General features: G+C 44.5%; 18 protein-coding genes and 1 CRISPR repeat array (1 of these 19 running past the window's edge). Of the genes, 7 read left to right on the top strand and 11 right to left on the bottom strand.

The genetic code is table 11. The annotated features are described in order from the left end of the window. A CRISPR array of direct repeats spans window positions 1-2778; the repeat unit is 32 nt; unit sequence GTCGCGTCTCCCGCAGGCGCGTGGATTGAAAC (it extends 3898 nt beyond the left edge of the window). Between the two features lie 117 nt (window positions 2779-2895). The 4 genes from panF to FKN93_RS02245 form a co-directional block, all read right to left on the bottom strand. After that, window positions 2896-4362 (bottom strand): sodium/pantothenate symporter, encoded by a 1467-nt coding sequence (gene panF, locus FKN93_RS02260; protein ID WP_170904369.1) that lies wholly within the window; start codon window positions 4360-4362, stop codon window positions 2896-2898. Continuing rightward, a complete protein-coding gene (locus tag FKN93_RS02255) occupies window positions 4355-4636 on the bottom strand; it encodes a YhdT family protein (RefSeq protein WP_170904368.1) in 282 nt (93 codons plus the stop codon). The genes panF and FKN93_RS02255 overlap by 8 nt, the downstream gene beginning before the upstream one ends. A gap of 326 nt (window positions 4637-4962) precedes the next feature. Beyond that, complete coding sequence (locus tag FKN93_RS02250) at window positions 4963-5121, bottom strand: hypothetical protein (RefSeq protein WP_004397053.1); 159 nt, start codon at window positions 5119-5121, stop codon at window positions 4963-4965. Window positions 5122-5365: 244 nt separating this feature from the next. Next, a complete protein-coding gene (locus tag FKN93_RS02245) occupies window positions 5366-5578 on the bottom strand; it encodes a cold-shock protein (protein ID WP_004397054.1) in 213 nt (70 codons plus the stop codon). Between the two features lie 458 nt (window positions 5579-6036). Here FKN93_RS02245 and yghU point away from each other — a divergent pair, with 458 nt between their 5' ends. Further along, window positions 6037-6897 (top strand): glutathione-dependent disulfide-bond oxidoreductase, encoded by an 861-nt coding sequence (gene yghU, locus FKN93_RS02240; RefSeq protein WP_170904367.1) that lies wholly within the window; start codon window positions 6037-6039, stop codon window positions 6895-6897. A gap of 38 nt (window positions 6898-6935) precedes the next feature. Here yghU and FKN93_RS02235 read toward each other — a convergent pair whose 3' ends face one another. The 4 genes from FKN93_RS02235 to FKN93_RS02220 all read right to left on the bottom strand — a co-directional run bounded on the left by FKN93_RS02235 (window position 6936) and on the right by FKN93_RS02220 (window position 11204). After that, the gene (locus FKN93_RS02235) at window positions 6936-7184 is read right to left on the bottom strand and encodes a hypothetical protein (protein ID WP_072670654.1); all 249 of its coding nucleotides are present in this window, start codon (window positions 7182-7184) and stop codon (window positions 6936-6938) included. Between the two features lie 128 nt (window positions 7185-7312). Continuing rightward, a complete protein-coding gene (locus tag FKN93_RS02230) occupies window positions 7313-8314 on the bottom strand; it encodes a VirK/YbjX family protein (protein WP_249374145.1) in 1002 nt (333 codons plus the stop codon). 435 nt (window positions 8315-8749) lie between these two features. Further along, the gene (locus tag FKN93_RS02225) at window positions 8750-10183 is read right to left on the bottom strand and encodes a glyceraldehyde-3-phosphate dehydrogenase (RefSeq protein WP_170904366.1); all 1434 of its coding nucleotides are present in this window, start codon (window positions 10181-10183) and stop codon (window positions 8750-8752) included. Between the two features lie 547 nt (window positions 10184-10730). After that, a complete protein-coding gene (locus FKN93_RS02220) occupies window positions 10731-11204 on the bottom strand; it encodes a cytidine/deoxycytidylate deaminase family protein (RefSeq protein ID WP_004397071.1) in 474 nt (157 codons plus the stop codon). Window positions 11205-12061: 857 nt separating this feature from the next. Here FKN93_RS02220 and FKN93_RS02215 point away from each other — a divergent pair. Together FKN93_RS02215 and yddG are read left to right on the top strand one after the other, a co-directional pair. Beyond that, on the top strand, window positions 12062-12466 hold the full coding sequence (locus FKN93_RS02215) for an OsmC family protein (protein ID WP_110167371.1): 405 nt from the start codon (window positions 12062-12064) through the stop codon (window positions 12464-12466). 25 nt (window positions 12467-12491) lie between these two features. Next, window positions 12492-13397: an aromatic amino acid DMT transporter YddG gene (gene yddG / locus FKN93_RS02210; RefSeq protein ID WP_170904365.1), complete on the top strand. Its 906-nt coding sequence runs from the start codon at window positions 12492-12494 to the stop codon at window positions 13395-13397. A gap of 48 nt (window positions 13398-13445) precedes the next feature. Here the strand turns inward: yddG and FKN93_RS02205 are convergent, their stop codons facing one another. Then, a complete protein-coding gene (locus tag FKN93_RS02205) occupies window positions 13446-14345 on the bottom strand; it encodes a cation diffusion facilitator family transporter (protein WP_158137047.1) in 900 nt (299 codons plus the stop codon). Between the two features lie 177 nt (window positions 14346-14522). Next, window positions 14523-15401: a LysR family transcriptional regulator gene (locus FKN93_RS02200; protein ID WP_004397076.1), complete on the bottom strand. Its 879-nt coding sequence runs from the start codon at window positions 15399-15401 to the stop codon at window positions 14523-14525. Window positions 15402-15594: 193 nt separating this feature from the next. Here FKN93_RS02200 and FKN93_RS02195 point away from each other — a divergent pair, with 193 nt between their 5' ends. Beyond that, on the top strand, window positions 15595-16176 hold the full coding sequence (locus FKN93_RS02195) for a methyltransferase (RefSeq protein ID WP_170904443.1): 582 nt from the start codon (window positions 15595-15597) through the stop codon (window positions 16174-16176). Window positions 16177-16234: 58 nt separating this feature from the next. Here the strand turns inward: FKN93_RS02195 and FKN93_RS02190 are convergent, their stop codons facing one another. Continuing rightward, window positions 16235-18217 carry an acetoacetate--CoA ligase gene (locus FKN93_RS02190; RefSeq protein ID WP_170904364.1) on the bottom strand — a complete coding sequence of 661 codons (1983 nt, stop codon included), beginning with the start codon at window positions 18215-18217 and terminating at the stop codon, window positions 16235-16237. Window positions 18218-18460: 243 nt separating this feature from the next. Between FKN93_RS02190 and phhA the strand changes: the two genes are divergently transcribed. The 3 genes from phhA to ectA all read left to right on the top strand — a co-directional run bounded on the left by phhA (window position 18461) and on the right by ectA (window position 20419). Next, window positions 18461-19255: a phenylalanine 4-monooxygenase gene (gene phhA / locus FKN93_RS02185; protein ID WP_170904363.1), complete on the top strand. Its 795-nt coding sequence runs from the start codon at window positions 18461-18463 to the stop codon at window positions 19253-19255. Next, window positions 19245-19577 carry a 4a-hydroxytetrahydrobiopterin dehydratase gene (locus FKN93_RS02180; protein WP_154170946.1) on the top strand — a complete coding sequence of 111 codons (333 nt, stop codon included), beginning with the start codon at window positions 19245-19247 and terminating at the stop codon, window positions 19575-19577. Before phhA ends, FKN93_RS02180 begins: the two co-directional genes overlap by 11 nt. Before the next feature lie 287 nt (window positions 19578-19864). Then, window positions 19865-20419: a diaminobutyrate acetyltransferase gene (gene ectA, locus FKN93_RS02175; protein WP_170904442.1), complete on the top strand. Its 555-nt coding sequence runs from the start codon at window positions 19865-19867 to the stop codon at window positions 20417-20419. Window positions 20420-20429: the final 10 nt, after the last annotated feature.

Here is a 20429-nt window from a genome sequence, read left to right as displayed (position 1 = left end):
CCCGCAGGCGCGTGGATTGAAACAAGGATAAGGTCAAATCTATTCGCCCTGATTTGGTCGCGTCTCCCGCAGGCGCGTGGATTGAAACAAGCAATGCTTTGGTTAAAACTTTGTTCTGCTTGTCGCGTCTCCCGCAGGCGCGTGGATTGAAACTCACTGATAAAGCCAAGATCTTTCACGAAGCTATGTCGCGTCTCCCGCAGGCGCGTGGATTGAAACGTAAGGCTTGGCCTGAAATTGGTCAGCAAGCTACGTCGCGTCTCCCGCAGGCGCGTGGATTGAAACAAACCTTGCAGTAATGCTGACCAACTCACCCCGGTCGCGTCTCCCGCAGGCGCGTGGATTGAAACAATCAAAGTTGACCCAGTTTTACCATGCAACAGGTCGCGTCTCCCGCAGGCGCGTGGATTGAAACTATGTCGCTCATAATAGTCGTTTGTTGATCGTGGTCGCGTCTCCCGCAGGCGCGTGGATTGAAACTTTGAATAGCTTAGCTGTAAGCCACTTATAAGCCGTCGCGTCTCCCGCAGGCGCGTGGATTGAAACATGGTATTGATTAGTGTGTGCTTTAATCAATACGTCGCGTCTCCCGCAGGCGCGTGGATTGAAACTTGCTGAGGAAATTTAGCCCTTAGCGCAGCAACGTCGCGTCTCCCGCAGGCGCGTGGATTGAAACTAGTATTGCGAATGAGGCGTCGAAACCTCTTGCGTCGCGTCTCCCGCAGGCGCGTGGATTGAAACTGACCAGCCTCAGCAGCCATGTAAGCACGAACCGGTCGCGTCTCCCGCAGGCGCGTGGATTGAAACCGCTATAGACAGCGCAGCGGCGGCGAACGAAGAGGTCGCGTCTCCCGCAGGCGCGTGGATTGAAACTTAGCAGCTTATGGGTTGCGTAAATCCGATAACCGTCGCGTCTCCCGCAGGCGCGTGGATTGAAACTTTCGCAATTTAAATGCGAACGAATGATGCGCTGTCGCGTCTCCCGCAGGCGCGTGGATTGAAACGGCTCAGCTTTCATCAATGTCTTTTGGTTATTTGTCGCGTCTCCCGCAGGCGCGTGGATTGAAACAAATTAACTTCAACTTAGCGTCAATTACAACGCCGTCGCGTCTCCCGCAGGCGCGTGGATTGAAACTGCTTTGTCGATGATGAGATCGAGCAATGCAATTGTCGCGTCTCCCGCAGGCGCGTGGATTGAAACCAGCAAGAACTCGCCGCCATTATGCGCGATGAAGGTCGCGTCTCCCGCAGGCGCGTGGATTGAAACAATCCTACTAGTGCAACAAGCTACGCATATCACGGTCGCGTCTCCCGCAGGCGCGTGGATTGAAACGTTTTATGAACATCAGTGTAGTCATATCTATTTTCGTCGCGTCTCCCGCAGGCGCGTGGATTGAAACTTTTTACTTTATTGCTAATGCCAATCTTGAAAAAGTCGCGTCTCCCGCAGGCGCGTGGATTGAAACAACCGCGAGATGGGGAAACTTTGGAAAAACCAGGTCGCGTCTCCCGCAGGCGCGTGGATTGAAACTGAGTTCGGCTTGATTGTTGAAGATACGCCAGACGTCGCGTCTCCCGCAGGCGCGTGGATTGAAACAAAGATTACGACATGGCAAAAGCAATGCGTGAGCAGTCGCGTCTCCCGCAGGCGCGTGGATTGAAACACGAGGATGCAGGTTCAACAGGTGATGGCGATCGTCGCGTCTCCCGCAGGCGCGTGGATTGAAACACATTTTGAGGTTAACATGACGGATATCGAGACGTCGCGTCTCCCGCAGGCGCGTGGATTGAAACTAACTCCACAAAATAATGTATCATTAAACCGTGGTCGCGTCTCCCGCAGGCGCGTGGATTGAAACTCTAAAAACTGGTTTGATATGTGGGACAACATAAGTCGCGTCTCCCGCAGGCGCGTGGATTGAAACCGCAAAGCAGATGGCACGTTTTTGTCTGAAAAGCGTCGCGTCTCCCGCAGGCGCGTGGATTGAAACACCCAAGCAATAACAAGTTGATTCGCTTTGGCCGGTCGCGTCTCCCGCAGGCGCGTGGATTGAAACTGTGTTCGCTTGCAGTTGTTCAACTTTCTCAGAAGTCGCGTCTCCCGCAGGCGCGTGGATTGAAACATTGTCAATTCTAACTGAGACGCCATTAACAGATGTCGCGTCTCCCGCAGGCGCGTGGATTGAAACAAAAATAGCAAAAGGCAAGACGACGACTAATGAAGTCGCGTCTCCCGCAGGCGCGTGGATTGAAACACATTGACCTAGGACTATCCGCCCTTTTTTTTGGTCGCGTCTCCCGCAGGCGCGTGGATTGAAACCTTACTATCTAGTCCTGATAGCGCCAATGCCTGAGTCGCGTCTCCCGCAGGCGCGTGGATTGAAACGATTAATAATCCAACCAAGTTACCATATGCCACGTCGCGTCTCCCGCAGGCGCGTGGATTGAAACGAAGTAACGTAATCAGCATATCCGGTCAAGTTTGTCGCGTCTCCCGCAGGCGCGTGGATTGAAACCGTTCCCAGCTCTGCTGCCAAACCATCCGCTTTAGTCGCGTCTCCCGCAGGCGCGTGGATTGAAACGTTCAAACGGTGTTGATGCTCAGCCTCAGCAATTGTCGCGTCTCCCGCAGGCGCGTGGATTGAAACTTCCATTAAATCATAAGGGGTAGCTAAGAATGCGTCGCGTCTCCCGCAGGCGCGTGGATTGAAACGATTAAGTATCCACGACAAGTTTGAAGCAGGTCGTCGCGTCTCCCGCAGGCGCGTGGATTGAAACACCATTACTGATAACTCGTATCTTTCTGACAAAAGTCCCACCTCACAAGAACATAGTGAAACTCGACTCGCTTAGGTCGACAGTTTGCTGTTACGGCAGCAAATTACCGGGCTTCACTTAACGCTCAACCATACTTTCTTTAAGCTGTTGCCTTGTATCCGGTTTTAGATAACTCATCATAATAAAACTGAGTAATCCACACAGTAGGGTCGGGACGATGGGATGGATGCCCGCTAAATCAGGTTTTAACCACATTAAACTCGTGTAGGTGGAAAGCCCAACGATCATTGAACTCAATGCGCCTGTCGATGAAGACTTTTTCCAATATAAACCGAGCACCAAAGGCCAGAGAAATACCGCTTGTAAGCCTCCGAGTGCCATTAAGTTAAGCCAGACAATCATCTCCGGTGGATTGGTTGCAGCAAAAAAAACTAACAAAGCAAAAATCATCGTCACCCACAAAGATAAGCGAGTCATCTTACTTTCTGCCTGCGGCTCATCGATGAGTCTGGGATTAATATAGTTAAGATAGAGATCTTTTAATAATGTCGCCGAGGCTTGGATTAGCTGTGAATCAATACTCGACATAATCGCCGCCATGGGGCCGGCGAGGAAAATCCCTGCCAATAAAGGCGGAAGAACGGTGATCATTAAGGTCGGCATGATTTGATCTGGGCTAGTAAGATCCGGCACGATAGCGCGCCCTAATGCTCCCGATAAATGGGTGCCAAACATCAACAAAGCCATCATGATGGTGCTTAAGATTATACCTTTGTGTAACGATTGACTGTCTTTATAAGACATACAACGAACGGCGGCATGGGGTAACCCAATCACACCAAAGCAAACCAGTATCCAAAAGCTCAACATAAATGGCTGACTGAGGAATTGATCGGGGCCGTAGGGGGTAATTAACGCAGGATCAATACGATGCAGTTCCGTGACTAGTGTACCAAGGCTACCGCCAGCGTGGATAACCCCTGCTAACAACACAAAAGTTCCGATTAACATCATGATCCCTTGCACGGTATCGGTCATTACTACCGCACGAAACCCGCCGATTGTTGTATAAAGACCAACAGTAAAAGCAAACAGCATTAAACCATGTTGATAAGAGAGCCCAGTAACCGTTTGTAATAGGCGTGCTCCACCGACAAATTGTACGACCATCGTACCAAAAAATGCCAGTAATAAAGACGTCGATGCTAATATGACCACACTGCGACTTTTGAAGCGAGCGTATAACATATCATTGAGAGTTAAAGCATTATGACGACGAGCTTCAATTGCAAACTTTTTGCCTAATATACCAAGAGTTAACCAGGTTGCTGGTAACTGGATCATCGCTAGCAATACCCAACCTAAGCCAAGCTTGTAAGCGGCACCTGGCCCGCCAATGAAGCTACTAGCGCTGGCATAAGTGGCAGCAAGCGTCATTGCGAGCACAAAGCCCCCCATGCTGCGCCCACCAAGAAAGTATTCATTGAGAAAGCCGCCATCTGTTGTTCTACGCCGGCTAAAAAAAGCAATCGCAAATACGGCTGCTAAATAAATGATGAGAGGCAAGAGAAGTTGATTATTCATCACGGGCCGTCATATCTGGTTCAAGACTAATATCGCGATAAATGAATGCCACCATTAACGCGCAGAGCAGAGTAAATACTATTGGGCCTACCACACAAGACAGCAAAAACCACAACGGCATACCAAAGTAGAGCGCTGGCAATTCAAGATTATCAAAAGGCGCAGAGAAGCCATAAGCCGTGACATACCACCAGATAAAGTAACCTAAGGCGAGGATCAGAGCGGCTAATGCTTCGCGATGAGTTTGTTGAATAATACGCTGTCGGTTATTCATCCGTTTCCTCAGTGATTAGGTATCCCTAGCTACTTGAAGTTAACGTCGGATTATTGGTATCCGTTTGTTCAATAGCAATAATGAACAAGGCTGATGATGACAAGATCGAGTAGCTTGGGAATAGCGAGTTTCTAAGGGGAGGTATGGTATTACAAATATGGCGTTGGAGACAAAAAATATCGTACAGAATGAATGAAACAGCTGGATACAGATGGTTATTGATGAATCAATAATGCTTAACTCGATGATTACATAAAGAGAAAAGTGCTTAAGCGTTGGCCTTTTAGCGTATGACAGCTGCTAAAAGGCAGTCGGCCATCGGTAACTTATCCACCATACTGCTTTTCAAAGGCTCTTTGCTCAAGAATATCTTCAATTTTTTTACGCGTTTGGTGCTGAGTTAACGGCATTTTCTCATTGCTGTCCGCTTGAGGAGCGGCTGTCTTGGTTTTTTTTGGTGCTTTTGCCATGTTGGTATCATCCATTTAAAAAATGATTCCTATTAGTACACTAATGAGGATTAAAGGCCAGCCTAAGAACCGAGTTATTAGATTTGTTGCACAAAAGTGAATGTAATCCGTGCATCATCGTTAACACCTCTATTTCAGTGTTATTTCAACGAGAAATATTGGTCGTGCGGTATCGTAAGTGGCAAGCTTTTCTCAAAGCGGAGAAGGAAGTGATGGATAAAACAATGGCGTGATAAAGTATCACGCCATCAACATTCTATTACAGAACCGTTACTTGTTCTGCTTGAGGGCCTTTTTTGCCCTGCTCAACGTTGAAGCTTACTTTTTGGCCTTCAGCGAGAGTTTTGAATCCTTCAGATGCGATTGAGTTGAAGTGAACAAAAACATCACTTCCACCGTTATCTGGAGTAAGAAAACCGAAACCTTTAGTTTCGTTGAACCATTTTACTGAACCTGTCACTTTACCTGACATAATTACCTCTATATTTTATGATACTAAATTAATGTTGGCTGATAGATAAGCAATTGAATGGTAGATGAAGGTAAACTTGTACAGGCACTAAACGAAGGGTATCGATGGTTTTCTGAGCAAAAACTTACACTTTATGTCACATTAACAACTCTGCTTTAAGAGCCAACTTCACTATACACGTTGCCGAGTAAATAGCGAGACTTATTTATTTCAAGATGATCGCTGCATCGCTTGAACGTTTGGAAACTGCCCCAATATCTTAGTTAATTAACAATGAGTATACCCTCCCTACTTGAAGCTGCAGCGGTGTTGGCTACGTTCGTTCACCCCAATCACATCGTTTGCCTATGCTCATGGGGAATTCTCTCACTTGCCGCCTACCTGCAACTTCAAATCGTTTGGGTATAAACGATGTTTCGGCAAGATTTACTGACAAGATAATAAGCAAGGAGAGTGTTATGACACAAGCATATGTACCCCCTAAGGTTTGGACCATGGAGAGTGAAAATGGCGGACAATGGGCAAGTATTAACCGACCTGATTCTGGTTCTCGTTTCGAACAAGTGTTACCGATAGGTCAACACCCGATCCAACTTTACTCTATGGGGACACCTAATGGGCAAAAAGTCACTATCTTGTTAGAAGAGTTATTAGCATTAGGTATTCACCAAGCCGAGTACGATGCCTTTTTGATAAAAATTGGTGATGGTGAGCAATTCGGATCTGGATTTGTTGAGGTTAATCCTAACTCGAAAATCCCTGCATTGATGGATCGTTCGTTAGCATCGCCGATTCGCGTTTTTGAATCGGGCAATATTTTGCTCTATCTTGCGGAAAAATTTGGTCATTTTTTACCACAAGCTTTGCCCGAACGTACAGAAGTGATGAATTGGTTGTTTTGGTTGCAAGGTTCCGCGCCTTATTTGGGTGGGGGATTTGGTCACTTTTATGCTTATGCTCCAGAAAAGTTTGCTTATCCTATCAATCGATTTGCAATGGAAGCGAAACGTCAACTGGATGTGTTAGACAAACAACTGGCCAAACAGACTTATATTGCGGGTAAAGAATATACGATTGCTGATGTGGCGATTTGGCCTTGGTATGGCAATCTAGTGTTAGGTAATGCTTACAATGCGGCTGAGTTTCTGGATGTGCAATCTTATCAACACGTGCAACGTTGGGCGAAAACCATTGCAGAACGTCCGGCAGTGCAACGTGGTCGAATTGTCAACCGAACATGGGGAGAGGCTTGGGAGCAGTTAGCTGAGCGTCATAACGCACAAGACATTGATCGCGTATTGGCACAGCAACCGAAGTAAGTTGAAATCGTCCAGTGAAGTACGACGCCACCTTAATGTTATTGACGGTGATCGCTACGTTGTTCGGAATGTTGTTCGCGATGTGGTACTTCTTCGAACTCACCTTCAATAACATGTTCACTTTCGTTATTGTGAGCTTGATGAAAAGGGCGGCGTCTTAGCTGCCTTTCTAACCGCTTGCCGCTAATGATGGCTATCAAGGTGAGTGGAATCGCGAGCAGTAAGCCAAAGATTAAGGCGAAAAAACCGCAGATTAATGTCAAGGTGGTTACTAATACTCGATACATAAGCTGTCTCCCAAAATCGATATCAATTTATCATACCTCATCTGTGATGAAGAAAACATGAACGATGCTTACTCAAACCGCATTAATGTTGATGAGAGGTTTCACCGAGGGAGTGTGTGCCGCCCTCCCTATGATGAACGTTGGCTAATGGGGTATTGAGTTGAGTCATCGGTTAGCCAAGCGACTTGTTCAGCAATACTCATCTTAAGATTATGAGGATAGAGTAATGATGGCTGCAACAAGGCATAAAGTTGCTGCTGGTAAGCGTCTAACCATGCATATCGCTCACGGTACATTTTGCGTTTCGGACGCTTTATCTCTCCCATTTCGCGACGCTTAGCAGATAAGGGTAAAGAATAAAACCAACGGTTGTGATCAACGCCATCGTGTTCTTGCCATAATTGGTCATAGTCTAAATTGATGGAATCACTTTTTTTACCATATCGCTTGGCATTATAAATATGGGCTGAATTTTTAACCGCATAGATGGTTTTTATATCTAAATATTGAGCGATAAATTGAACCGCTTCAACCATAAAGGATTTAGGCCTTAAACCATGGATAGCTTTAGTGAATGTTCGGCTGAAACCATTATCGTTAACGGCACCTTGCATGCAGCCAATTAATAATAGGTTGTTTTGAATCGTGAAACCTAAAGTATAATAAGCATAGCCTGTATTATCTTCTAGTGATAACGCCAATTCACCTTCTTTACGTATTCTTCCATCGAAGCTTAAAGTAAGTTGATAATTTTCATCGTCAATATTGATACTGCCTAAATATAATTTATCAGTATGTATTTTAAGAATAGCGGCACGAGAAAAAGTAGCTTCTAGCCATGAATGGTGGTCATTGAGCAACTGTATGACATCACTTTTACTTAAACCAATATGTAGAAATGGAATCATACATTTCATGATATAATTTGGCTGGCGAATAAAAATATGTTGCCGACGCTCATGATGGAATAAGTTTACCATCTTTTGGAAATGACGAGGATAAAGATAAGACCTAATAATAAACTTACTGATATCTCTCAATTTATGCTTTTGGCTTTGGGCATGAGCTGCCGAGGCTAATTTTAAACGCACACGAATTACCACTACTATAATACAGATAATATCCAGCAAGTATTATTACCTACAGCCAAGCAGGCCGCTACAGTGTTTGTGTACTTTTTTGTATGGGATTGTCTTAATCGAGGTGATGTATAGTGCTCACTTATTAATAACGCTGCGCTTTGCTTATCTCTTAATCATAATTCCTGATTTATTGTCTTTTTTCTATCAACGAAAGCCTGAATTGTAGTTATATCAATGTATTGATTGGCCTTGATTAATAACTGTAAATTATATGAGTTAGCCATAACCCGAGAGCAGAGTATCGTTAGTGGATCAAAATAAAAAAGCCGCCTATCGGTCGTGATAAGCGGCAATGGGGGGGATTAATCCATCTGTCCTGAGCATCATTGGCTATCCAACAATATAAAAGCGTCGTAACTCGTTCCGCTGCTTTTCGCTCAGCACATTCGGTTTATTGTTATTATGTTGTGGAGCCAGTTAAGATTATTGAGGATACGTTTTGTAACGCACGCCCATCATTTGTTCCATACAGTGGATCACTTGGCAACTGTAACCAAATTCGTTGTCGTACCAGACATATAAAACGCAGCGATTGTCTTGGGCGATAGTCGCAGCACCATCGACGACGCCAGCATGACGTGAACCGACTAAATCGCTCGAAACGATTTCAGTTGAGTCGGTATAGTCAACCTGCGCGGAAAGAGGGGAGTGGGTTGCAATTTGTCTTAAATAGTGGTTCAACGACTCTTTATCGACGGATTTGGCTAGATTTAAGTTAGCAACCACCATGGACACATTGGGTGTCGGTACGCGAATCGAATTCCCGGTTAATTTTCCTGCTAGCTCGGGTAACGCTTTGGCGACGGCTTTCGCTGCACCTGTGGAGGTCAGCACCATATTCAGAGACGCAGATCGGCCACGACGTTCACCTTTGTGGAAGTTATCAATCAAATTTTGATCGTTGGTATAAGAATGAACGGTTTCAATATGCCCAGATAGGACACCATATTGATCGTGCATTGCTTTAAGAATTGGCGTAATCGCATTCGTTGTACAACTTGCCGCCGAGATAATCGTATCGTCAGCGGTAATCACCGATTCATTCACCCCAAAAACCACATTTTTAATATCGCCTTTACCGGGCGCGGTGAGCAAAACCTTACTCGCACCTGGAGAAGCTAAATGACGGCTCAACCCTTCACTATCGCGCCACACACCGGTGTTATCAACGACAAGCGCATCGTGAATACCATAGTGGCTATAATCGACCTCTTGCGGTGAGTCAGCATAGATCATTTGGATATAGTTGCCATTGGCAATCAGTGCCTTGCGTTCACTATCGATAATAATACTACCGTTGAACTGGCCATGGACGGAATCTCGTCTCAATAGATTGGCGCGTTTTTCTAAATCTCCGTCTTTACCGCCACGAACGACAATCGCACGTAAGCGTAATGGGTAACCCGGACCACTTTTTTCTATTAATAAACGAGCCAATAAACGGCCAATACGTCCAAAACCATAAAGCACAACATCTTTAGGTTGATTCATGGGTTCGCCGTTCACGGCTTCAACAAGTGCCGTATGCAAGTAATCTTGCATAGCATCGGCGTCATCATGATGTTGCCAATAACGATGTGCTAATTGGCCAATATCGATTTTACAAGGCGATAGGGTCATCTCTGCCAGTGAAGTGAGCAAAGGTATGGTTTGTTCAAGAGATAAAGATTCTCCGATATAGCGACTCGCAATTTTATGAGCTTTGATGATGTCAATCGTGGTCGCATTGATCAGCGTTTTACCAAACAATAAGATTTCTACACCTGCTTGTCGGTAAAGTTTGCCAATCAGAGGCGACATAGATTCAGCGATGGTTTGGCTGATTTGCCAATCGAGGCGATGTTTTTCTGGGCTCATGTTGACTTAAGACCTTTCACGTAGGGTTAAACGTGATGTCACCGCAAGCGATAAGCATCACGTGCTCAACCATCACAATTTGTATTGTGTTTAGTATTGAGCTAGCTTGTTATTGGATTGTGTCTGGATTGTAAATCTTGAGCGGTTATTCTGCTAGTAAAATTAATGGCCATATATTAGGCTGTAGTTCTACTGCTTTCTGGTGTTTTAGCGGAGTTTTTAAGGGTTAAATCGGTATTGACAATTTTAATTAATGTCACTTATTTCGTGAGGATATGCATTGAAATCATAGTTGTGTTTGAAAAAGAAAAATGAGTTACTTAATTTTTGTGATTTCAATCGAAAATACCTATTTATTCAGCAGGTTAATCCGTATTAATGAGCGTGATTTAATCCATGTGGTTTGAATGTGTTCGCGATCTGAAAATAATCCTTAATTGATTAGGGTTATTGGCAAGCACAAGGTAGGTTAATTTTTACCTACCTGCTTGTGAATGAACGGTGGTTACTAGACAAGGCACTCTTAAGTTGTTACTGGTGGTATTAATTAGAGATTCGCTGGTGGGATCTGGCTGATCGGTTTGAGCTCATTTAAAGGTAACCAGTTTACTTTTACCCCTGCTTGTAAAAACATATCTTGGCTAACTTTTATTTTGTCGCCCCAACGAGAAAGAAAATCGTCAGACTGTTCAGGGCAATGCACAGCAGAAATACCAGTTTGAATGATTTTTGCTGCGCAATTTGGGCACGGAAAATGAGTGACATAAATTTCACAGCCATCCAAATCACGTTTAGCGAACAGAATCGCGTTTTCTTCAGCGTGCAATGTTTTTAAATATTTCATGTCACGGTCGTCGGTATTTGCACTGTCAGAGATCCCGTGTGGATAACCATTAAAGCCGACAGAGACAATACGATTTTGTTTGGTGATCACAGCACCGACTTGAGTAGACGGATCTTTACTCCAAGAGCCAACCAGTTCGGCCATTTGATAGAAGCGTTGCGCCCATTTTGAAATCATAATCTTGGTTTCCTTAACGTAACGTTATTTGTCAGTCATGATCGTGATTTTGTAGAGCTTAGTCTAGATAAATTTTGCGTCCGTCACACGAGAAAAACGTTGATTGGTTAGGCTTGGCTTTACTAGAGTGAGACTGAACTCTCGTTTTTTATCGCACCTCGCTAGACGGCTATGGGTGATTTAGCGATAAGCTTTGTGAGAGATCTCTTACAATCAATGTGAGAGATGTGCGTTTTTTGTTATGGGTAAAGCGGTGGTATTTCCCTTATCTTATTGTTTTTAATGATTTATTACTGTAATGATTTGCTGAGCTGAATAGACATGTTCATTCACCACCTTGCTGAAAAACCGTGTTGCCGTATTCTGAATTTGTCAGCAGGAAGCCGACACGGAACAGGAAAGACCCAAGGATAGGTCATCTTCAGGACGAAGATTCGATGATTCAGGATGAAACATCGGCAAGGAAAGCAAAGGACATTAGCAGGACGCGAATAACTAGGATGGTTATCACGGATGGTTAATGGACATCTTAAAGGAATAAGGCACGTCTATCAGGATGATAGAGTAAGGGACACCGCTAGGATGGCGATGAAACGGAATGTGCTAACGGATATAGCAGACTATCAAGGAATTGATGCAGGGAGCACTTGATTAGTAGCCGGATTGCTGCGAGTAAGAACTGAACCCCACTAGGCGTAAGCTTAGTGGGGTTTTCTTTTGTACAGCGAACTGGCTTTTTTTATCGGCTTAGATATATTGCCGTAGTGGTCATCGGTTCGCCACGATGAAGCCCCGTTTATTTTAAAGATAATATTCACTTTGCAAGGCCAATCTAGGCTAAAGACAGGAGTTATTCGATGCAAGCAGAAGTACAATGGGTTGATGGATTAAGATTTATTGGTCAATCACCGTCAGGACACTCTATCGTAATGGATGGTAATGCAGGCTCCTCTGCGCCCAGCCCGATGGAAATGGTGTTGATGGCCGCTGGGGGGTGTAGCTCAGTAGATGTGGTTAATGGCTTAAAGCAAGCTCAGCAAGCGGTAACGGGGTGTCGTGTATCGTTGATCACTGAGCGTCGAGAAACGGCGCCGCGTCTTTTTACTCATATCAATCTGCATTTTACGATTGAAGGGAATAAGGTATCGTCAGAAATTGTTGAACAAGTGGTGGCAGATTCACTCAATAAATACTGTTCAGTTTGTTTAATGCTTGGTGAAAGTATTGAGCTCACCCACAGCTGGGAAGTCATTAATGCTTAACGAATGAGCATAAAAGGGAACAGGAATGAGCCATTTTAACTATACAGGATGTGGGATTGCTGCCATTTTATTGTGGGGAGCAATGATTGGTTTAATGCGCACTGTGGCTGAAGCTTTCGGACCGATTGGTGGTGCAGCTTTACTCTATACTATTGCCGCTGTCTTTTTAATACTCGTGCTTGGTGTCCCTAAACGACAACATTTTTCTCTTCGCTATTTATTGATAGGAGGAGGGTTATTTGTCAGCTATGAAATCTGCTTGGCATTAGCGATAGGTATGGCCAATAGTCGTCATCAGGCTTTAGAGATGGCGGTGATTAATTACTTATGGCCAGCGATCACGGTAGTACTAGCGGTTATCTTAAGTAAAAAAACAGTCAGCGTTTGGCTTTATCCGAGTGTTGGTCTGGCCTTTACCGGTGTTGTTTGGACTTTAACGGGAGACGCCGGATTCTCTATCACACATGTGGTAAATAATATTTCCAGTAATCCTTTGACCTATGGGCTGGCCTTTATGGGGGCGGTGATTTGGGCAATCTATTGCAACGTGACGAAGTTAATCGCAAAAGGTCAAAATGCTATCGCTCTGTTTTTTATCGCTACAGCGATGGTGTTATGGATAAAGTACGCGCTAAGCCAAGAAGGACCACTGAGCTTTAGCCCAATCGCCACCTTCAATGTGATACTGACGGGTGTGGTGATGGGCAGTGGTTATGCGTTATGGAATATCGCTATTTTGCGTGGCAATATGTTGTTATTGGCAACACTCTCTTATTTTACCCCTGTGACATCGACGCTTTTTTCATCGTTAATTCTTGGTGTGATACTCGATACCAGCTTTTGGCAAGGGGTTGCAATGGTGACGTTGGGTTCATTACTCTGTTGGTGGTTAACGCGTGATAAACCTAAGCTGATTGAAGCGAGCACCTAAAATAAACCCGCCGTAAATGGCGGGTTTATTGGTTAGGATAAGCAGGGATTAACGCGCGATATTGACGTTAATTTGTAGTTTCAGTGGTAACCCAGATAAACGCTTAGCGATGGTTTTTCTGGTTTGTTCGATATCATCGACTAAAATTACATCGCTGTTGTCTTCAGGATAGATATCCACATCTACCCATAATTCTGGACCGACTTTGGTCACTCCGGTTAATTCAATATCTTGCTCTGATTCTTTACAAGCATCGATAATACTTTGATCAACGCGCTTACAAATATCTTTACTCGGTGACATGAGGAATATTTCGCGTAATGCATTTCTCACCATCCCGAAAGGTACTTTTAAAAAATAAAACGACATAGCAAGCATCATCAATGGGTCAGCATAGACCGCATAGTGAGCGAAGGGAGTAAAAGTTACACCCAGTGCCACAATAAAGCCGATGGTTACTGCAAGGCTGAGCAATGTATCCATTTGCCATTGTTTAACCTCTGCACCAATCAGGCCTGAAGCGTGGCGTTTACTCAGTTTTGCCATATACCACCATGCTAAGCCACAGCCGATAACATTGACTGTACCAAAAAGGGTTGCAATCGAAGCATCGACTTCTCTACCGCCAGTGATTAAAGCACCGATCGCAGAATACAGTGAGTAGGCGACGAGTAGTAAGATCACGCTGCCTTTGATAACAATAACCGCTGGTTCAAATAGCGCACGACCAAAAGGGAACTGCGCATCAGACGGCTTACGTATATAACGTGAAGCGACCAGCGACAATAATGTTAACAGTAAACTGATGAGAGAGTAGACTCCATCAAAGACAATAACTAATGACCCTACAAGTAAACCAACCACTAATCCGCCAAGGGCAAATACTGATGCGATAAGGGCGGAGAAGGTTAAGACACGATTTTCATTTAAACTTGTTTGAGCACACATAAAACATCTACCGATTTAAAAACTAAACGTATTTTGGCTTAAAATCGGTCTATTACAATCTCAATTTACTTACACATCTAAATAAAAAAACAAGAATTTAAAATAAATCCATTTAAAACAGTAGGTTGCGCGCTGTTTTTGCTGTCAAAAATATTGACTCTGACTGCCATTGGTTATTTAAAAGTCAAATAGGTAATCACTGAGCTTATCAGCTAGCCAAAGCATGGCTGGATTTTCTGCGTCACCAGGGATGGTATACATGCAATAATCTTCTTGAGTTAAGCCGTAGGTGTGGCGAATAACGGTTAAACGTTGTTCGCGCAGATGATGGCGAATTAATGGCTCAGGTAACACTCCCCAAGCGCTTTCGGTCAATATGGTCGCCAGCATATATTCAAAACTTGAGAAACCAATATAGCGGCGAGAAAAGGGCTCAAGGTTTGAGTTATCTTGATCATTGAGGTAAACCATCACCGCTTGCATCGATTTACGTAAGTCTTCATCGGACACTCGTTTGAGTTTAGTTAAAGGATGACTGACGCTACAGACCGACATCATGCGGATTTTACCAAGTGGCTGGTAACTGATACGAGGATCGTCCAAACGCTCGTAATCGACACCAAACGCGAAGTCAACCTGCTCGGTTGCGACTAAACTGGCTAGATCACCACTCGAGGCAAGGACGATGTTAAAGGACGTATTAGGAAATAAATTATTCAGTGAATGAGCCAAATCTTGCCATAACACATCAGGCAGAGAGTCATCACGCGCAATCCACATTTCAGCGGCAAATTCATCACACACCTGCGAGCAGGTGCGTTTAATTCTGGTCGCTGTAATTAATAAGCTTTGGCAGTCTTTATAGATAGCCTTACCGGCTTCCGATAATGTGACTTGATTACCACTGCGGACTAATAGCTCAACCTTAAGTTCATTTTCCAGCGCTTTTACCGCCATACTCAGTTTGGTTCGGTTACATTCCAGTTGGCGAGCCGCCTCGGAAACTGAGCCTGCATCGGCGATAGCACAAAATGCTTCTATTTGTGATAGGTTCATGAGGGTTCCATTATTAAACGGGAGCGACGTTAATCAGGCTGATAACTTCTACTTTACATTGCCGATTTTCTCAGCATTACGATGAATATTGTATTTTCTTAACCAAGATTGTTCGCTAACGCTATGAAGTTGACTCTATTTTGGTTTAATCTTGGCATATTACCAGAATACAAGACGTAATACGGAGACCATGATGGTACACGACTGGGATAATCTCGCGAAAAATTGGGAAAACAATACAACAAACACGATGTTTGTTCAGCAGGTATTTCAGCAACTGAAGACCTTAACGTCCTTGGATGGCAAGCATATTCTTGATTATGGCTGTGGGACGGGTTTCTTAAGTCAGATGATGTCCCCCCTAGCGAAAACTATCGTCGCATTGGATAGCTCAGAATCGATGATTGAGGAGCTGGATAAAAAAGAGCTACCCAATGTCGAGCCTGTGGTCGATAGTTTAACGCGCGGCTTAGTGGCTCAACATCCAGCTTTTCGAAAGCAGTTTGATCTTGTCGTCGCCGCTTCGGTGTGTGCTTACGTTGATGACTTTCCACAAGTAGTCGAGATTATTTACTCGTTACTAGACCAAGGTGGTTTGTTTATTCAGTGGGATTGGTTAGCAGACAATGCGCTAGCCGATCACCATCTACATGAACTCAACGTCAGACAAGCTTTTACCCAAGCAGGCTTTACGACCATTGAGGTTGCACAAGCGTTTGTCATCGCTACCCCGGATGGACCACAAGCCGCCTTTTTTGCGCTAGGACGTAAATAGCCGTACACGTCTGGTTTGAGTCTCTCTGACGATGTGAGTAGAGTGCGGCGTTGGTTGATTAGGTGGTTGGGTTGACGTAACTCGCCACCTCATCAAGCACTTCAGGATGATCAATCGCATGACGATTGTCGACCGTTTGCCCATTGAGTATTTGCTTAACCGCTAACTCGACCAATTTACCGGAGCGCGTTCTCGGTACTTTAGAAATAGGGTAGATTTTCTTCGGTACATGTCTCGGTGAACATTGGGTGCGCAATTGTTGTTTAATGGTCTCGATCAGTTGATCGTTGAGCGAAGCACCTTGTGACAACTCAACAAAAAGAACAATAATTTCATCGCCTTGCTGCTTTTGGCCGACGGCGACCGCATCCGCTATCTCGGTAATCGATTTAAGCGCTTGGTAAATCTCCGCAGTACCGATGCGTACTCCGCCAGGATTGAGTGTCGTATCACTTCGGCCATAGAAGAGAAATCCGCCTTGTTCTGAGCGCATGACATCGTCACCATGGTGCCAAGTATCCGGATACTTCGCCCAGTAAGCATTATGGTAGCGCTCGCCGTTATCGTTCCAAAAACCAATCGGTTGGTTGGGGAAACTGTTGCGACAGACTAACTCTCCGCGCTGTTGCATGACCGCTTCTCCCCGCGAGTTAAACGCCGCTACGTCCATGCCTAACCCCGCAACTTGGCATTCTCCCCGATAGACGGGTGAGAGTGGGTTGCCCAAGACAAAACAGCCACAAATATCAGTGCCTCCAGAAATCGAAGCGAGATGCACATCTGACTTAATATGTTGATAAACATAATCAAACTGATGAGGATAGAGCACTGAACCAGTAGAACAGATCGTTTTAAGGTCCGCCAGGTGATGATGTTGGTTGGGTGAAAACCCTGATTTTTGCAATGATTCTAGATAAATAGCAGAAGTGCCAAACAGCGTTGTTTGTGATTGCTCAGCCAACTGCCAGAGAACATCGGGATTCGGATAGATTGGGCTACCATCAAAAATCACTAAGGTCGCTCCACTCGCGAGTGTTGATACGTGCCAATTCCACATCATCCAGCCACAGGTCGTGTAGTAAAACACCCGATCGTTAGCTTGGATATCACAATGTAATTGGTGCTCTTTCAGATGATTCAGCAGAGTTCCTCCGACAGAATGAATAATGCACTTAGGCTGTCCAGTCGTGCCTGAAGAGTAAAGAATAAACAAAGGATCATTAAATGCTACGCGTTGGTAGGTTAATCCTTTTGGTGTATAGCTAGCGAGAATGGATGCCCAATGGGAAAAATGCTCATTGATGCTTGGGTTATAGGCGCGCTTTTGCAGATAATCAATTTGGCAGACATTATTGAGCGTCGGTAATCGCGTCACTACTTGGGAGTTTTGCTCATGCATCTGGTACGTTTTACCTGAAAAGGTATACCCATCGCAGCAAAATAGAATTTTAGGCTCCACTTGTGCAAAGCGTTCAACCACGCTGTTAACCCCAAAATCCGGGGAAGTTGATGTCCAGATTGCCCCTAAACTGGTGGTCGCGAGCATGGCCACGACAGCTTCTGGAATATAAGGTAGATACGCCGCGACCACATCCCCTCGACCGATACCATTTTGTATCAACCACTGTTGAATCATGCAGACTTGATCAGAAAGTTGTTGCCACGTTAAGTGGCGACTCTGGCCACGCTCATTGTGAAACCAAAGAGCAATATTTTCCGGTTGTTGATAGGCATAGGCGAGTAAATTTTCTGCATAATTCAGCTCAGCATTCGGAAACCAAACGGTATCTCGACTCGGCATGAATGGCGGCCAGCGTGCCTCGCCTTGAGTTGACAGCAATGTTCCACGTAAGCCAATCACATCACAATATTGCCAGATTTCACTCCAGAACCGTTCGGAAGATTGAACCGACCATTGATGCAGTTCATCATAGTGAGTCATTGCATAGCCTTGTTGATGAAGATGTTGCATGAATTGGTACAGTTCAGAAGCATGAATACGTTGTTGGCTAGGTGTCCAAATCGGGTCAGAGTGAGACATGTCTTCCTCAAGTTAGCAAATTTTAGATAACAAAAGTGTTGTATAGATTGCTGTAAAGTCAAAAAAGAAGATTGATAAACAAGCAAAATTATAGATTAAGGCATACTCAATAGGGGGGAATGCCATCAACGAATGTAAATAAAGTGTTACACCGATAAGTCAATCCAATCCTTGCAGATGAATGGCAGATTGAAGCAACCGTGAATACGCTAAATGTAATAATAATGTTACGGAGATTCCGTCATGAGTTGTTACGTTGCTAAATCACTCAATCAACACGGTGAGATCGATTGGAGCAAAGAAGAGCATTGTGTGTGGCACGATCTTGTCGCTCGTCAGCAGTCGATTGTTAGCGAGACCGCTTGCCAGCCTTACTTAGATGGATTGGATTTATTGGCACTGTCAGCGGACAGAGTCCCACGACTGTCTGAGCTTAATCATACCTTAGATCGAGAAACCGGCTGGCAAATTGCCCCCGTTCCCGCCTTAATCAGCTTTGATCATTTTTTTGCGTTATTGGCCGATAAAAAATTTCCCGCGGCAACGTTTTTACGATCTCGACAAGAGTTTGATTATTTACAAGAGCCCGATTTTTTCCATGAAATTTATGGTCACTGTGCCATGTTAACGCACCCTGATTTTGCGGCATTTACTCATCGATATGGTCAATTAGGTAAGAGTGCTTCTCCTAAAGCACGGGCTTATTTAGCTCGTTTGTATTGGTTCACGGTTGAGTTTGGCTTAGTCAAAGAGCAGGGGAACGTCAAAATTTATGGCGGCGGTATTCTCTCTTCTCCTGCAGAAACACGCTGCGCGCTAGATCAACCAGACTCGCAACATCGACGATTTGATTTGTTGCAAGTACTGCGCACCCCGTATCGAATCGATCATATTCAGCCAGTTTATTATGTATTGGAAGAGATAGGTGAGCTTTACTCACTCAGTCAATTAGATTTAATGCATTATGTTGAACAAGCCATGGCACTAGGCTTACTACCAGCGCCATTTACTGTAAAGGAAGAAAACTATGTTGGATGAATTACGTTGTGAAGCCTGTGATAGCAACGCAACTGCTTTAACTCAAGATCAGCAGCAGACATTACTGAGTGAACTTGATGGATGGGCACTGGTGCATCGAGACGGTGTTCCTCAGTTAGAAAAAGTCTATCGGTTTAATAACTTCAAGCAGGCTTGGGCGTTTTCTGAGCAGGTAGCCAACCTTGCTGAAGCGATGCATCATCATCCTAAAATCACGGTCGAGTGGGGTAAAACGACATTAACTTGGTGGACTCATGCGATTAATGGACTGCACAATAACGATTTTATTTGTGCTGCACGCTGCGACAAACTTCCCTGTTAAGTGAATGATCACTCAGGCGATATTGAGTGTTCGCCTGAGTGATCTTGCCCCAGTTCTATCCTCATATTCCCCTTCATTCTATCTTCATAAAACTGTCATTATTGTTACACATCTAATCTTTTTGTTGTGATGGGTTTGTTTTTATTATTATTTTTTATGTATATTTATCATTGGCTTAAGTGGTGATTTTGCTTTTTTGGTAAAATTCAAGCTTGAAAAAGTCGCTGAGACTGTTAGTTTATAAAAGAAACTTGTTTAGAGTTCTAATGGATAATATGTATCAAACTATGATGACAGCATCGCCTTGGGTTGCATACCCAGAAATTATGCAAAACACTCAGGATGAGTGGACTTTTCGGGTTCCACACCGAACGGATGGTAAGCGAGTCCATGATCTGATAGCACAGTGTGCTCCGCTGGATGAAAATTCCGCTTACTGTAACTTCTTACAATCTACCCACTTTCAAAACACTTGTGTGATAGCCGAGCGTAATCAGGAATTGGTCGGTTTTATTTCAGCCTATAGCAAGCCGGATAAGCCGAATGAGTTATTCATTTGGCAAGTCGCAGTGAGTCCCACTGCGCGAGGTATGGGTCTGGCTTTCCATATGCTGAATGAGCTGCTGACTCGTGATGAATTGAGCGATATCAGAGTGTTAGAAACGACCATTACTCGTGATAACCAAGGCTCTTGGAAATTATTTAAAAAGCTGGATCGAGCACATGGCGAACGCGGTGAAGTGTCTACTTTTCTCGATGAGACTCGCCACTTTGATGGCGAGCATGACACGGAATACTTGTACCGTATCCCGCTCTCTCTTCCCACCAACCAAAAAGGATAAATCCCATCGT

Source organism: Vibrio sp. A8-1 (assembly GCF_013048685.1).
In the GTDB taxonomy this organism is placed as follows: domain Bacteria; phylum Pseudomonadota; class Gammaproteobacteria; order Enterobacterales; family Vibrionaceae; genus Vibrio; species Vibrio metschnikovii.
Note: the sequence above shows the minus strand (reverse complement) of the source record. Positions and strands in the feature narration are given on the sequence as shown.